The sequence below is a fragment of the Klebsiella sp. NPDC088457 genome (assembly GCF_044900465.1).
GTDB lineage: Bacteria > Pseudomonadota > Gammaproteobacteria > Enterobacterales > Enterobacteriaceae > Klebsiella.
This window is the reverse complement of the sequence record NZ_JBJDNH010000031.1, coordinates 25423-39138: the sequence shown is the minus strand read 5'-3', so window position 1 is coordinate 39138 and position 13716 is coordinate 25423. Positions and strand designations below refer to the sequence as shown.

Sequence of the window (13716 nt, the reverse complement as noted above, 5' to 3'; positions counted from 1 at the left end):
AATCACGGCGGTATGTGACAATAGAAGTATCTGCCGCACATTATGAGGAACGAGCCATGGCAAACCCGGAACTACTGGAAGAACAGCGTGAAGAAACGCGTCTGATAATCGAAGAGCTGCTCGAAGACGGCAGCGATCCGGACGCCCTGTACACCATTGAGCACCATCTCTCTGCCGACGACTTCGAAACGCTGGAGAAAGTGGCGGTAGAAGCGTTCAAACTGGGTTATGAAGTGACCGAGCCGGAAGAGCTGGAAGTCGAAGAAGGCGATGTGGTTATCTGCTGCGATATCCTGAGCGAAAGCGCGCTGAAAGTGGAGCTGATCGACGCCCAGGTTGAGCAGCTGCTGAACCTGGCGGAAAAATTCGGCGTGGAATATGACGGCTGGGGCACGTACTACGAAGATCCTAACGGCGAAGACGGCGACGAAGAAGACGATGACGATCTCGTCGATGAAGACGACGACGGGGTTCGCCACTAAGGTTGCAGATGGATACGGCGGCGCCCGCCGCCGTATAGCAAGGATCATTCATGGATTACCCGCAAATACTCGCACCCGTACTGAATTTCCTGCACTGTCCAACGCCTCAGGCGTGGATTGATGAAGCCCGTAAAGCGGAAAATCTTCCGCTGCTGCTGACCGATCACATGGTCTGTGAGCTAAAGGCGGCGCAAAATGCGCTGCTGCTGGTGCGTAAATATGTCGCCGATAAAGAGGGGGCCGACGAACTGCTGGCCTGTCTCAAGCCGTATGAGGACTTCACCTACCGCTGGGGGCCGGAGCCGGATTTCGTCGCGCTGCATAAGCGAATCAATAAAAGCACCATGCCGCAAACCGACGACCCCTGGGGCCGCCAGCTGATAGATAGCATGGTCCTGCTGATTAAAGAAGAGCTGCATCACTTCTGGCAGGTGCGCGAAATGATGCAGGCGCACGACATCCCGTACGTCAAAATCACCGCCAGCAACTACGCCCGCGGGCTGCGCAGAGAGGTGCGTTCTCACGAACCGGTGATGCTGATCGATAAGCTGATTTGCGGCGCCTATATTGAAGCGCGCTCGTGCGAGCGGTTTGCCGCGCTGGCGCCGTGGCTGGAGGAAGACCTGCAGAAGTTTTACCTGTCGCTGCTGCGTTCGGAGGCGCGCCATTATCAGGACTACCTGGACCTGGCGCAGCAGATCGCCGATGAGGATATCAGCGAACGCATACGCCAGCTTGGCGAGGCGGAAGCGGCGTTAATTAACGCTCCGGAGGCGGAGTTCCGCTTTCACAGCGGCGTGCCGGTTATCGCCTGATGCGATGTTCCCGGATAGCGACGCTGCGCGTCTTATCCGGGTGACCTGAGTGCCGGGAGCCGCCGCAGGCAGCGCGCGGGCGGGGCAAGCGCTTACAGCGTTTTCAGCATTCGCACTTCGCAATCCACATGTCCGGTGCGGCCAAGGGGCCCGTCGATATGTTCGAACCCCAGGTGCTCATATAGCCCGACGGCCTCTTTCAGAAAGGCGGTGGTTTCCAGATAGCAGCGTTTGAACCCCTGCTCGCGGGCGTGATCTAACGCCAGCAGCGCCAGCTTTTTCGCCAGCCCCTGTCCGCGGGCAGAGGTCATAAAATACATTTTCTGCAGTTCGCAGATATCCGGTTCGCTATGAGCCAGCGGGGCAATTCCGCCGCCGCCGACCACCCGACCATCCTGTTCAACCACCCAGTAGGCGGAGCCCGGCTGGCTGTAGAGCTCAAAAAGCTCATCGAGGTTGGGATCGGCTACGGTGTAGCCCTTATCGGCCGTCAGCCCGTATTCCGCAGAAACCTGGCGGATAACGTTGGCGATAGCAGCATTGTCTTCAGCGGTGATGCGGCGCAGCGACGCCGTAACGGTCGCGATCGTATTCATACGATTACTCATAGCAAAAAAATGACGGATGGTGTTGTTAATAACATCGGGAGCGGGGGGAGCGCAAGCGCGTATCGTGGATAAAAACGCCCCTTGCCTGAACAGGCAAGGGGCGGGAGGATTACAGCGCGGCGATAACGGCCTGCTGTTCGATCAGTTTGCTTTTCGCTTCCGCGTAGCCTTCCAGCTTCTCGCGCTCTTTGGCAATCACCGCTTCCGGCGCGCGGGCGACGAAGCCTTCGTTGGCGAGCTTACCTTCGATACGGCCAATCTCCGCTTCGACTTTCGCGACCTCTTTCGCCAGACGCGCCAGCTCGGCTTGTTTGTCGATCAGCCCCGCCATCGGGATCAGCAGCTCGGCGCCGTCGATGATTTTGGTCACGGAAACCGGACCCTTATCATCGGCAGGCAGCACGGTGATGCTTTCCAGGCGCGCCAGGTTGAGCAGGAAGCTGCGGTTGTCGTTAACACGACGAATCGCATCTTCGCTGCAGCCGCGCAGCAGCAGTTCCAGCGGTTTGCCCGGCGCGATGTTCATTTCCGCACGGATATTACGCACCGCGACGATCGCCTGCTTCAGCCATTCGGTATCGGCCAGCGCCGCTTCATCAACCTGCGCCGCATCGTAAACCGGGAACGGCTGCAGCATGATGGTGTCCGCATCGATACCGACGATGGTTTTCACCCGCTGCCAGATGGTTTCAGTGATGAACGGAATGATCGGGTGCGCCAGACGCAGCAGAGCTTCCAGCACGGTCACCAGCGTATGACGCGTGCCGCGCAGCTCGGCTGCGGAACCGCCGGTCATCACCGGTTTGGTCAGCTCCAGATACCAGTCGCAGAACTGGTTCCAGGTGAACTCATACAGGATGCCGGCGGCGATATCGAAGCGGAAGTTATCCAGCGCCTCGCGATACGCTTTGACGGTCTGGTTGAACTCCGCGAGGATCCAGCGATCGGCCAGGGAGAGCACCATTTCGCCGCCGTTGAAGCCACAGTCCTGATCTTCGGTATTCATCAGCACGAAACGGCTGGCGTTCCACAGCTTGTTACAGAAGTTACGGTAACCTTCCAGACGCTTCATATCCCAGTTGATGTCGCGGCCGGTGGAGGCCAGCGCCGCCAGAGTGAAGCGCAGGGCGTCGGTGCCGTGCGGCTCAATGCCGTTCGGGAACTGTTTCTCGGTGCGTCTGGCGATTTTTTCCGCCAGCTGCGGCTGCATCATATTGCCGGTACGTTTCTCCAGCAGCTCCGGCAGGGAGATGCCGTCGACCATATCCAGCGGGTCAATGACGTTACCCTTGGATTTGGACATTTTCTGCCCTTCGTCGTCGCGAATCAGGCCGGTCATATAGACCGTTTTGAACGGTACCTGCGGCTTGCCGTTTTCATCTTTGATGAAGTGCATGGTCATCATGATCATGCGGGCAATCCAGAAGAAGATGATGTCAAAGCCGGAAACCATCACGCTGGTCGGATGGAACTGACGCAACGCGTCGGTGTTTTCCGGCCAGCCGAGGGTGGAGAAGGTCCACAGCGCGGAGGAGAACCAGGTATCCAGAACATCTTCGTCCTGGCGCAGGGCGACGTCGGCGGAGAGGTTATTTTCCTGACGCACTTCGTCTTCGGTGCGGCCCACGTAAACGTTGCCTTCGTTGTCATACCATGCCGGGATACGGTGACCCCACCACAGCTGACGGGAGATACACCAGTCCTGAATATCGCGCATCCAGGAGAAATACATGTTTTCGTACTGCTTCGGCACGAACTGGATGTCGCCGTTTTCAACCGCTTCTACGGCGGGCTTCGCCAGCACGTCGGCGCGGACGTACCACTGGTCGGTCAGCATCGGCTCGATGACCACGCCGCCGCGGTCGCCGTACGGCACGGTCAGATCGTGAGGTTTGATCTCTTCGAGCAGGCCGAGCGCATCGATGGCCGCCACAACGGCTTTACGCGCAGCGAAACGCTCCAGATTCTGGAATTCAGCCGGGATCTCTGCGGAGTAAACCGCGGACTCTTCGCCTTTGGTGTCGTACACCTGCGCGCTTTCGCGGATGTCGCCGTCAAAGGTCAGGATGTTGATCATCGGCAGGGCGTGACGTTTCCCGACTTCATAGTCGTTAAAGTCGTGCGCCGGGGTGATTTTCACGCAGCCGGTGCCTTTTTCCATGTCAGCGTGTTCGTCGCCGACGATCGGAATGCGGCGGTTAACCAGCGGCAGAATCACGAATTTGCCGATCAGGTCTTTGTAACGCGGGTCTTCCGGATTCACCGCCACGCCGGTGTCGCCCAGCAGGGTTTCCGGACGGGTGGTGGCGACCACCAGGTAATCTTTACCGTCAGCGGTTTTCGCGCCGTCGGCCAGCGGGTAGCGGATGTGCCACATCGAGCCTTTGGACTCGCGGTTTTCCACTTCCAGATCGGAGATGGCGGTGCGCAGTTTCGGATCCCAGTTGACCAGGCGCTTGCCGCGGTAAATCAGATCTTCTTTGTACAGGCGGACAAAGACTTCTTTGACGGCGTTGGAAAGACCTTCATCCATGGTGAAGCGCTCGCGCTCCCAGTCCACGGAGTTGCCAAGGCGACGCATCTGCCGGGTGATGGTGCCGCCGGATTCCGCCTTCCACTGCCAGATTTTATCGATAAAGGCCTCGCGACCGTAGTCGTGGCGGGTTTTCCCTTCTTCGGCGGCAATCTTACGCTCAACCACCATCTGGGTAGCGATACCCGCATGGTCGGTCCCGGCCTGCCACAGGGTATTTTTACCCTGCATGCGCTGGTAGCGAATCATGGTATCCATGATGGTTTGCTGGAAGGCATGACCCATATGCAAACTGCCGGTGACGTTCGGCGGCGGGATCATGATGCAGAAGCTCTCCTGGCTTTCATCACCATTCGGTTTGAAATAGCCCTGCTTTTCCCAGTGCTCGTAAAGCGGCTGTTCGATATCTTGTGGGTTGTATGTCTTTTCCATTATTTCCAGGTTGCCGTGTTCAGGTTGAAACCAGCCATGCGGTACGCTTTATAACGTTCGCGCGCCAGTTGTTTCAGAGAGTCTTCGTGAGGGACAAAGTCTATCACTTCTGTGAAAGCGGTGGCAAAATCTGCAAAGTTTAGCCGCAGACTGATCAGAATATCGCGCGGGCTGCTGTTGCGCTTTTGCGGCCAGGCGACCTCCACCGGCGCGCCGCCTCTTGGCCCTTCTCCCGCCAGGTTGTGCGGCACAAAGCTTTCCGGGGGGCGCGTCCACAGCGCTTCATCCAGGCGGATGGCCTGCTGCTCGTCTTCACAGGCGATCAGCACGCGCTTGCCGCTGCGCCAACGTTCTGCGGCAAGTTCACACACCAGTTGCTCGACGGCGCTCAGGCCATCCTGTGTGGTGTCGTTGTCCAGAAGGTAGAACGTTGCGTTTCTCATGATATGGGGCTTCTTGTGGTGGATTTAAACGTACTGCCCGGCTGCGCTGCGCTGGCCGGGCCTACGGTTTACTGCCGTTTTGCAGGCCGGATACGCCTCGCGCGATCCGGCAAGCAAACTTACTCTTCGCCGTTAAATCCGGCGCGATTGAGCAGGAACTGCGACAGCAGGGCGACCGGACGACCGGTGGCGCCTTTGGCTTTACCGGAGCGCCAGGCGGTGCCGGCGATATCCAGGTGCGCCCAGTTGTATTTGCGGGTGAAGCGCGACAGGAAGCAACCAGCGGTAATCGCTCCGCCAGGGCGGCCGCCGATGTTGGCCATATCCGCGAAGTTAGACTCCAGCTGATCCTGGAACTCGTCGGCCAGCGGCAAGCGCCAGGCGCGGTCGCCCGCCAGCTCGGAGGCGCCGATCAGCTCGTGGGCCAGCGGATTGTGGTTCGACATCAGGCCGGTGATGTGGTGGCCCAACGCAATCACGCAGGCGCCGGTCAGCGTCGCGACGTCAATCACCGCTTCCGGCTCGAAACGTTCAACGTAGGTCAGCACGTCGCATAGCACCAGGCGGCCTTCGGCATCGGTGTTTAACACTTCAACCGTCTGGCCGGACATGGTGGTCAGAACGTCCCCCGGGCGATAGGCGCGGCCGCCAGGCATGTTTTCACAGCCCGCGAGGACGCCGATCACGTTCAGCGGCAGCTGCAGCTCCGCGACCATGCGCATCACGCCATAGACCGCCGCCGCGCCGCACATGTCGTACTTCATCTCGTCCATGCCTTCGGCAGGTTTGATGGAGATCCCGCCGGAGTCAAAGGTCAGCCCCTTGCCGACCAGCACGATCGGACGCGCGTCTTCTGCCGGATTGCCTTTGTATTCGATAACCGACATCAGCGATTCGTTCTGCGAACCGTTGCCGACCGCCAGGTACGAGTTCATGCCCAGCTCGCGCATCTGCTGTTCGCCGATCACGCGGGTAATGACATTCTTGCTGTAGGTATCGGCCAGCTGACGCGCCTGAGAAGCCAGGTAGGCGGCGTTGCAGATGTTGGGCGGCATATTGCCCAGATCTTTCGCCGCTTTGATCCCGGCGGCAATCGCCAGACCGTGCTGGATGGCGCGCTCGCCGCTGGTCAGTTCGCGGCGGGTCGGGACGTTGAAGACCATTTTACGTAGCGGACGACGCGGCTCGCTTTTGTTGGTCTTCAGCTGATCGAAGCTGTACAGCGTCTCTTTGGCGGTCTCAACGGCCTGGCGAACTTTCCAGTAGTTGTTACGCCCTTTAACGTGCAGTTCGGTCAGGAAGCAGACGGCTTCCATCGAACCGGTATCATTCAACGTGTTGATGGTTTTCTGAATGACCTGTTTATACTGACGCTCATCCAGTTCACGCTCCTTGCCACAGCCAATCAGCAGAATTCGTTCTGACAGAATGTTGGGCACATGGTGCAGCAGCAGCGTCTGGCCAGGCTTACCTTCCAGTTCACCGCGACGCAGCAGCGCGCTGATATAACCGTCACTGATTTTATCGAGTTGCTCGGCAATCGGGGAGAGGCGACGCGGTTCAAAGACGCCGACTACGATACAGGCACTCCGCTGTTTCTCCGGGCTACCGCTTTTTACACTGAACTCCATGCACTACGCTCCTGAATCTTAAAGACAACGACGGTGGCTACGGATAGAATTGAAAGCTTTCGTAACTCATGACCGCGGTTGCGGTGACTTCGTGTTAATCTTAACGTTATTACGGCTTTGGTTCGTCAGAAAAAAACCTGATACGCGGAACCAATGAGTCATTTAATCTTAGCGATGATTTCGAAGACCAAAGAGAATAAATGACGTTTAAGCCATGAAACAAGCAATTTTCCTGCAATAAGACGGGTTTTTACGGGCGTATTTATAGTGATAATCATAAGATATCTGGTTCGTGAGACGCTGAAAAGCCAGTTGGCGATCCTGTTCATCCTGTTACTCATTTTCTTTTGCCAGAAGCTGGTCAGGATCCTCGGCGCCGCGGTGGATGGCGATATCCCGACCAATCTGGTGCTCTCGCTGTTAGGGCTGGGCGTGCCGGAAATGGCGCAGCTGATTCTGCCCCTGAGCTTATTCCTCGGGCTGCTGATGACGCTGGGCAAACTGTATACCGAAAGTGAAATCACGGTGATGCATGCCTGCGGTCTGAGTAAGGCCGTACTGGTGAAAGCGGCGATGATCCTCGCGCTGTTTACCGGCGCCGTGGCGGCGGTGAACGTGATGTGGGCCGGCCCCTGGTCGTCCCGACATCAGGATGAGGTGCTGGCGGAAGCCAAAGCCAACCCCGGGATGGCCGCGCTGGCCCAGGGGCAGTTCCAGCAGGCCAGCGATGGCAGCGCCGTACTGTTTATTGAAAACGTCAACGGCAAGCGCTTCCAGGATGTGTTCCTGGCGCAGCTGAAGCCGAAAGGCAACGCGCGTCCGTCGGTCGTGGTGGCGGATTCGGGCGAGCTCACCCAGCAGAAAGACGGCTCGCAGGTGGTGACCATGAATCAGGGCACCCGCTTCGAAGGCACGGCGATGCTGCGCGATTTCCGCATTACGGATTTCAAAAATTATCAGGCGATTGTCGGCCATCAGGCGGTGGCGTCGGATCCTGACGATACCGAACAGATGGGGATGCGCACGCTGTGGCGCACCGATACCGACCGCGCGCGCGCGGAGCTGCACTGGCGTTTCACGCTGGTGGCGACGGTGTTCATTATGGCGCTGATGGTGGTCCCGCTGAGCGTGGTGAACCCGCGTCAGGGCCGGGTGCTGTCGATGCTGCCGGCGATGCTGCTGTACCTGGTGTTCTTCCTGCTGCAGACCTCGATTAAGTCCAACGGCGGCAAAGGGAAAATCGACCCGATGATCTGGATGTGGGCCATCAACCTGCTCTATTTCGCGCTGGCCGTGCTGTTGAACCTGTGGGATACGGTGCCGATGCGCCGCTTCCGTGCCCGTTTTAATAAAGGAGCGGCGTGATGCAGGCGTTTGGCGTACTTGACCGTTATATCGGTAAGACGATTTTCAACACCATCATGATGACGCTGTTCATGCTGGTTTCGCTCTCGGGCATTATCAAGTTTGTCGATCAGCTGAAAAAAGCCGGTCAGGGCAGTTATGACGCGCTGGGCGCCGGGCTGTACACCCTTCTCAGCGTGCCGAAAGACGTGCAGATCTTCTTCCCGATGGCGGCGCTGCTCGGCGCGCTGCTCGGGCTGGGGATGCTGGCGCAGCGCAGTGAGCTGGTGGTCATGCAGGCCTCTGGCTTCACCCGCTTGCAGGTGGCGCTGGCGGTGATGAAAACCGCGATTCCGCTGGTGCTGCTGACCATGGCGATAGGCGAGTGGGTCGCGCCGCAGGGCGAGCAGATGGCGCGTAACTACCGCGCTCAGCAGATGTACGGCGGGTCGCTGCTGTCGACTCAGCAGGGGCTGTGGGCGAAAGACGGGCATAACTTCGTCTATATCGAACGGGTGAAAGGTAACGACGAGCTGGGCGGGGTGAGCATTTACGCCTTCAACGACCAGCGCCGCTTGCAGACCGTGCGCTACGCCGCTTCGGCGAAATTCGATAACGAGACGAAAGTCTGGCGCCTGTCGCAGGTTGATGAGTCCAACCTGACCGACCCGAAACAGATCACCGGTTCACAGATGGTGAGCGGGACCTGGAAAACTAAGCTGACGCCGGACAAGCTGGGGGTTGTGGCCCTGGACCCGGATGCGCTGTCGATCAGCGGCCTGCATAACTATGTCACCTATCTGAAGTCCAGCGGGCAGGATCCGGGACGTTATCAGCTAAATATGTGGAGCAAGATCTTCCAGCCGCTGTCGGTGGCGGTGATGATGCTGATGGCGCTGTCGTTTATCTTCGGCCCGCTGCGCAGCGTGGCGATGGGCGTCAGGGTGGTCACCGGGATCAGCTTTGGCTTTATCTTCTACGTCCTCGACCAGATTTTTGGCCCGCTGACGCTGGTCTACGGTATTCCGCCGATTATCGGCGCGCTGCTGCCGAGCTTCAGCTTCTTCCTGATTAGCCTGTGGCTGATGATGAAAAAAAATTAGTCCCGCATCCCCCTCCCTTGCGCCGGGAGGGGGATGAGATCAACGTTTTCGCCCGCCGAGTAAACTCCCCAGCATGCCTCTCACTATCTGATTCGTCACCTGACGCACCGCGCTTTTGGCCGCCGTTTGCACGATGCCGTCGCGCTTGCCGCCGCGCGGGCCGGTGGTGCCAAACAGGATATCTTTCAGCCCGCCCAGCAGACCGTCGTCGTCGCCGCTGGTCTGGCCTTGCGCCGGCGGCGTCTCCTGCTGTCCGGCGGCGGCCTGCACGCCTTTTTGCAACATTTCAAACGCGGACTCGCGATCGACCTCTTCTTCATATTTGCCGTACAGTGCCGAGTGGTTAATCAGGCCGTTACGCTCGTCGTCGCTCACCGGTCCCATCCGCGAGCACGGGGCGATAACCATCGCCCGCTCGACCACCGACGGGCTGCCTTTCTCATCAAGGAATGAGATCAGCGCTTCGCCGGTGCCCAGTTCCTGAATGGCCTGCTCGGTGCTGAAGGCCGGGTTGGCGCGCATGGTCTGCGCGGCGGTTTTCACCGCTTTCTGATCTTTCGGCGTGAAGGCGCGCAGGGCGTGCTGGACCCGGTTGCCCAGCTGGCCCAGGACCGCATCGGGTATATCCGACGGGTTCTGCGAGACGAAATAGACCCCCACGGCTTTAGAGCGAATCAGGCGGATCACCTGCTCGATTTTATCCAGCAATACCTGGGGGGCGTCGTTAAACAACAGATGGGCTTCATCGAAGAAAAAGACCAGCTTCGGCTTTTCCAGATCCCCGGCTTCCGGCAGACGTTCATAGAGTTCTGAGAGCATCCACAGCAGGCTGGCCGCATACAGCTTCGGCATCTGGTACAGCTTCTCGGCGCTGAGGACATTAATTACCCCTTTGCCATCCTCATCGACGCGCATCCAGTCCGCGATATCGAGCATCGGCTCGCCAAAGAAGTGCTCCGCCCCTTGCTGCTCCAGCGTCAGTAAACCGCGTTGGATAGCCCCGACCGACGCGGTGCTGATATTGCCATACTGGTTTTGAAAGGCTTTGGCGTTGTCGCCGATATACTGGGTGATGGCGCGCAAATCCTTAAAGTCGAGGAGCAGCAGGCCGCGATCGTCGGCAATGCGAAAAATGATATTCAGCACTCCGGACTGGACCTCGTTGAGATTCAATAACCGCGCCAGCAGCAGCGGCCCGAGATCGGATACCGTCGCGCGAACCGGATGGCCTTTCTCGCCGAAAATATCCCACACTACCACCGGGTTAGCGTGGGGCTGCCAGTCGGTAACGCCGATCTTTTCCAGCCGTGCCTGCAGTTTCTCCGAGCTTTGGCCCGCTGCGGCGATCCCGGTCAGATCGCCTTTTACATCGGCCATAAACACCGGGACGCCGATTTGCGAAAATGATTCCGCCAGCTTCTGCAGGGTGACAGTTTTCCCGGTCCCGGTGGCACCGGTGATCAGGCCGTGACGGTTGGCCATACCGGGTAACAAATGCAGCTGTTTTTCCAGCGTGCGCGCAATCAGCAGGGGTGAGCTCATGGTTGATTCCTCCATTTATCCTGCGTCGATTATAGGCAACCCGGGCGCAAAAAGAGCGAAGAAATCGCCACGTTAGTCGGGAATGGCGTTGATGGGGCCTCAGGCGCAGTGCTGCTGAATCAGCGCGATGCTCTGCGCTATCTCGCGGCGGATATCGTCTTCGCTCCATGTCGCCAGCGCCGGGGCGAAGGGTTCGAAGGAGTAGGCGCCCTGGTAACCGCGCGCTTCCAGCTGTTTGACCTGCTCAGCGGTCTGCAGCCGGTCTTTGGCCGTCAGCATGATGCGTTCATCATCGGTCAGGCTTTCCCGCGGCCGGGCGTCGTCCACGCCGGAGAGGTGCACGAGGCCGACCTCTGCAACATCCAGCAGGCTAAACTCGGCCTCCGCCTGCGGATACAGGTGGTGGTGAAAGGTATCAATCAGCAGCTTAAACGGTACCTGGGCATCGCGAATCAGCCTCTGCACCTGGGCGGCGGAACGCAGCGAGCTCTGCGGGAAGCCGAGCGGTTCAACCAGGCCCCGCACGCCGTAAAACGAAAACAGGGGGGAGAGGTCGCGCAGGGCGTGCAGGGTTTCAGCGGCGGCCACCTCGCTGCCATCGTTGAGCGGGCACAGGACCAGGGCTTTTGCGCCGATGGCCTGGGCCTCTTTCAGCAGCGATTCGGCCAGGCTGCGAACCTGTTCCGTACGACGGTTGAAAGGATACAGCGCATTAATGGTCAGAATCTCAATATGATAACGGTCAGCCAGTTCCCGCACCTGCTGATGGCTGAGATCGTCGGTCACTTGACCGCCGGGCAAATCATTACGCAGTTCGACCTTGTTCAGCCCCAGGCTGTTCACCAGGCGGAAAAAAGCGTCGATGCTTAGCGCGGGGGCGATCTTGCGGTTGATGCAGAAACGTTGCAGGGCGATAGCCATGTGACTCTCCAGGAAGAAGGTGGATGGTTTGTTCGATTACCCGTTAGTCAAAACATTTATTTCAAAATTAGCAATGAGTGAAATGATGGTTCTTTGAACAGCTTCGCAAATAATCGTTCATGCTGTGTCTGATGGCTATCCGGCGCAGGGGTTGCCCTGTCTGAAGCGTATCGATCGCGCTTTTGTCGGCGATCGGAAGCGCCATTGCGGAGAAATGCGACAGTTATCACCAAAATAGAATTTCATTTAATATCATCATTGAAATATAAGTTTCATTTTACTACGGTTATAGCACAGCAAAATCGGAGATGGGCCGCAGCGTTGGCCTTCCACACCATGAGGCGAGAACATGACGATCACAGGAAACTTTATTGGCGGGAAAACCGTTACCAGCAGCAGCAATGAAACGATGCCGGTGTATGACCCGGCGACGGGCAAGGTGGTGCGCGAAGTCACCTTGTCGACCGCTCAGGAAGTCTCTGATGCCATTCAGGTTGCCCGTGATGCGTTTGAAAGCTGGTCGCGCACCACGCCGCTGCGCCGCGCCCGCGTGCTGTTCAACTTTAAAATGCTGCTTGAACAACACGCGGATGAGCTGGCGGGCATTATCGTCAGCGAGCATGGCAAGGTATGGTCAGACGCGCTGGGCGAGCTGACCCGCGGCCTGGAAGTCGTGGAGTTTGCCTGCGGGATTCCGCACCTGATTAAAGGTGAATATTCATCAGACGTCGGTACCGGCGTGGACAGCTATTCATTGATGCAGCCGCTGGGGGTGGTGGCGGGGATTACTCCGTTTAACTTCCCGGCGATGGTGCCGATGTGGATGTTCCCGCTGGCGCTGGCCTGCGGCAACAGCTTCGTCCTCAAACCACCGGCGCTGGCCCCGACGGCCGCGGTACGCCTGGGCGAACTGCTGAAGGAAGCCGGTCTGCCGGACGGCGTTTTTAACGTCATACATTGCAGCAACGAAGACGCCGAGCAGCTGTATACCGACCCGCGCATTGCGGCGGTCAGCTTCGTCGGCTCGTCCGGCGTCGCCGAATATATTTATAAGACCGCCAGTGCGCATGGCAAACGCGTCCAGGCCTTTGGCGCGGCGAAAAACCACGCCATCGTCATGCCGGATGCGGACCTCGATGCGACCGTTAATGCCATTATGGGCGGCGCCTTTGGCTCCGCGGGCGAGCGCTGCATGGCGCTGCCGGTCGTCGTCGCGGTGGGCGATGAAACGGCGGACAAACTGATTGCGCGTCTGAAGCCGCTGGTGGAAGCGCTGAAGGTCGGCCCGGGCTGCATGCGCGGCAAAGAAGAGAACGAAATGGGCCCGGTGGTTTCTGATACCCATCAGAAAAAAGTGCTCGGCTATATTGATAAAGGCGCCAGCGAAGGGGCGAAACTGGTGGTCGACGGGCGCAAGCTGCGCGTGGCGGGCTATGATGAAGGCTACTACGTCGGCGGTACGCTGTTCGATAACGTGACGCCCGAGATGACCATCTGGCGCGAAGAGATTTTTGGCCCGGTGCTGGGGATTGTGCGCGTGGCGGATTACGCTGGCGCGCTGGCGCTGGTGAACAGCCACGAATTTGGCAACGGCAGCGCCGTCTTTACCAGCAACGGCCACACCGCGCGGGAATTTGTGCATGATGTTCAGGCCGGCATGGTCGGGGTCAACGTTCCGGTGCCGGTGCCGATGGCGTTCCACAGCTTTGGCGGCTGGAAACGTTCGGTGTTTGGCGCGCTGAATGTCCACGGACCGGACGGCGTGCGTTTTTATACCCGCATGAAAACCGCCACCGTGCGCTGGCCGGAAGGGCAGCAAACCGTATCTGAATTCAGTATGCCGACTTTAGGTTAACCGGCGA

At 58.7% G+C, this 13716-nt stretch carries 11 protein-coding genes; 5 read left to right on the top strand and 6 right to left on the bottom strand.

What is annotated here, in order from left to right; genetic code table 11:
* Positions 1-56: 56 nt before the first annotated feature.
* Positions 57-482, top strand: coding sequence for a ribonuclease E inhibitor RraB (rraB, locus tag ACI2JR_RS18990; RefSeq protein WP_132730135.1), 426 nt, complete (start codon positions 57-59; stop codon positions 480-482).
* Positions 483-532: 50 nt separating this feature from the next.
* Positions 533-1297 carry a tRNA isopentenyl-2-thiomethyl-A-37 hydroxylase MiaE gene (gene miaE, locus ACI2JR_RS18985; RefSeq protein WP_132730134.1) on the top strand — a complete coding sequence of 255 codons (765 nt, stop codon included), beginning with the start codon at positions 533-535 and terminating at the stop codon, positions 1295-1297.
* 92 nt (positions 1298-1389) lie between these two features.
* Here miaE and ACI2JR_RS18980 read toward each other — a convergent pair whose 3' ends face one another.
* From ACI2JR_RS18980 to pepA, 4 genes are all read right to left on the bottom strand, one after another.
* The gene (locus ACI2JR_RS18980) at positions 1390-1893 is read right to left on the bottom strand and encodes a GNAT family N-acetyltransferase (protein ID WP_132730133.1); all 504 of its coding nucleotides are present in this window, start codon (positions 1891-1893) and stop codon (positions 1390-1392) included.
* Positions 1894-2014: 121 nt separating this feature from the next.
* Complete coding sequence (locus tag ACI2JR_RS18975) at positions 2015-4870, bottom strand: valine--tRNA ligase (protein WP_132730132.1); 2856 nt, start codon at positions 4868-4870, stop codon at positions 2015-2017.
* Positions 4870-5313, bottom strand: a complete 444-nt coding sequence (gene holC, locus ACI2JR_RS18970; protein ID WP_132730131.1) for a DNA polymerase III subunit chi — start codon at positions 5311-5313, stop codon at positions 4870-4872. Before holC ends, ACI2JR_RS18975 begins: the two co-directional genes overlap by 1 nt.
* Before the next feature lie 119 nt (positions 5314-5432).
* Positions 5433-6944, bottom strand: coding sequence for a leucyl aminopeptidase (gene pepA, locus ACI2JR_RS18965; RefSeq protein ID WP_132730130.1), 1512 nt, complete (start codon positions 6942-6944; stop codon positions 5433-5435).
* Between the two features lie 267 nt (positions 6945-7211).
* On the opposite strand from pepA, the gene lptF reads away from it, so the two are divergent.
* Both lptF and lptG read left to right on the top strand, forming a co-directional pair.
* On the top strand, positions 7212-8309 hold the full coding sequence (lptF, locus tag ACI2JR_RS18960) for an LPS export ABC transporter permease LptF (protein WP_132730129.1): 1098 nt from the start codon (positions 7212-7214) through the stop codon (positions 8307-8309).
* Positions 8309-9391: an LPS export ABC transporter permease LptG gene (gene lptG, locus ACI2JR_RS18955; protein WP_132730346.1), complete on the top strand. Its 1083-nt coding sequence runs from the start codon at positions 8309-8311 to the stop codon at positions 9389-9391. The genes lptF and lptG overlap by 1 nt, the downstream gene beginning before the upstream one ends.
* 39 nt (positions 9392-9430) lie before the next feature.
* Here the strand turns inward: lptG and ACI2JR_RS18950 are convergent, their stop codons facing one another.
* Both ACI2JR_RS18950 and ACI2JR_RS18945 read right to left on the bottom strand, forming a co-directional pair.
* Positions 9431-10933, bottom strand: a complete 1503-nt coding sequence (locus ACI2JR_RS18950) for a helicase HerA-like C-terminal domain-containing protein (protein ID WP_462479212.1) — start codon at positions 10931-10933, stop codon at positions 9431-9433.
* Positions 10934-11032: 99 nt separating this feature from the next.
* On the bottom strand, positions 11033-11854 hold the full coding sequence (locus ACI2JR_RS18945; RefSeq protein WP_132730127.1) for a TIM barrel protein: 822 nt from the start codon (positions 11852-11854) through the stop codon (positions 11033-11035).
* 349 nt (positions 11855-12203) lie between these two features.
* Between ACI2JR_RS18945 and ACI2JR_RS18940 the strand changes: the two genes are divergently transcribed.
* Positions 12204-13709 (top strand): CoA-acylating methylmalonate-semialdehyde dehydrogenase, encoded by a 1506-nt coding sequence (locus ACI2JR_RS18940; protein WP_132730126.1) that lies wholly within the window; start codon positions 12204-12206, stop codon positions 13707-13709.
* Positions 13710-13716: the final 7 nt, after the last annotated feature.

Excerpts from the sequence above, each read along its gene's own strand:
- rraB (WP_132730135.1), top strand. The coding sequence starts at position 57 with ATGGCAAACCCGGAACTACTGGAAGAACAGCGTGAAGAAACGCGTCTG.
- miaE (WP_132730134.1), top strand. The coding sequence starts at position 533 with ATGGATTACCCGCAAATACTCGCACCCGTACTGAATTTCCTGCACTGT.
- ACI2JR_RS18980 (WP_132730133.1), bottom strand. The coding sequence starts at position 1,893 with ATGAATACGATCGCGACCGTTACGGCGTCGCTGCGCCGCATCACCGCT.
- ACI2JR_RS18975 (WP_132730132.1), bottom strand. The coding sequence starts at position 4,870 with ATGGAAAAGACATACAACCCACAAGATATCGAACAGCCGCTTTACGAG.
- holC (WP_132730131.1), bottom strand. The coding sequence starts at position 5,313 with ATGAGAAACGCAACGTTCTACCTTCTGGACAACGACACCACACAGGAT.
- pepA (WP_132730130.1), bottom strand. The coding sequence starts at position 6,944 with ATGGAGTTCAGTGTAAAAAGCGGTAGCCCGGAGAAACAGCGGAGTGCC.
- lptG (WP_132730346.1), top strand. The coding sequence starts at position 8,309 with ATGCAGGCGTTTGGCGTACTTGACCGTTATATCGGTAAGACGATTTTC.
- ACI2JR_RS18950 (WP_462479212.1), bottom strand. The coding sequence starts at position 10,933 with ATGAGCTCACCCCTGCTGATTGCGCGCACGCTGGAAAAACAGCTGCAT.
- ACI2JR_RS18945 (WP_132730127.1), bottom strand. The coding sequence starts at position 11,854 with ATGGCTATCGCCCTGCAACGTTTCTGCATCAACCGCAAGATCGCCCCC.
- ACI2JR_RS18940 (WP_132730126.1), top strand. The coding sequence starts at position 12,204 with ATGACGATCACAGGAAACTTTATTGGCGGGAAAACCGTTACCAGCAGC.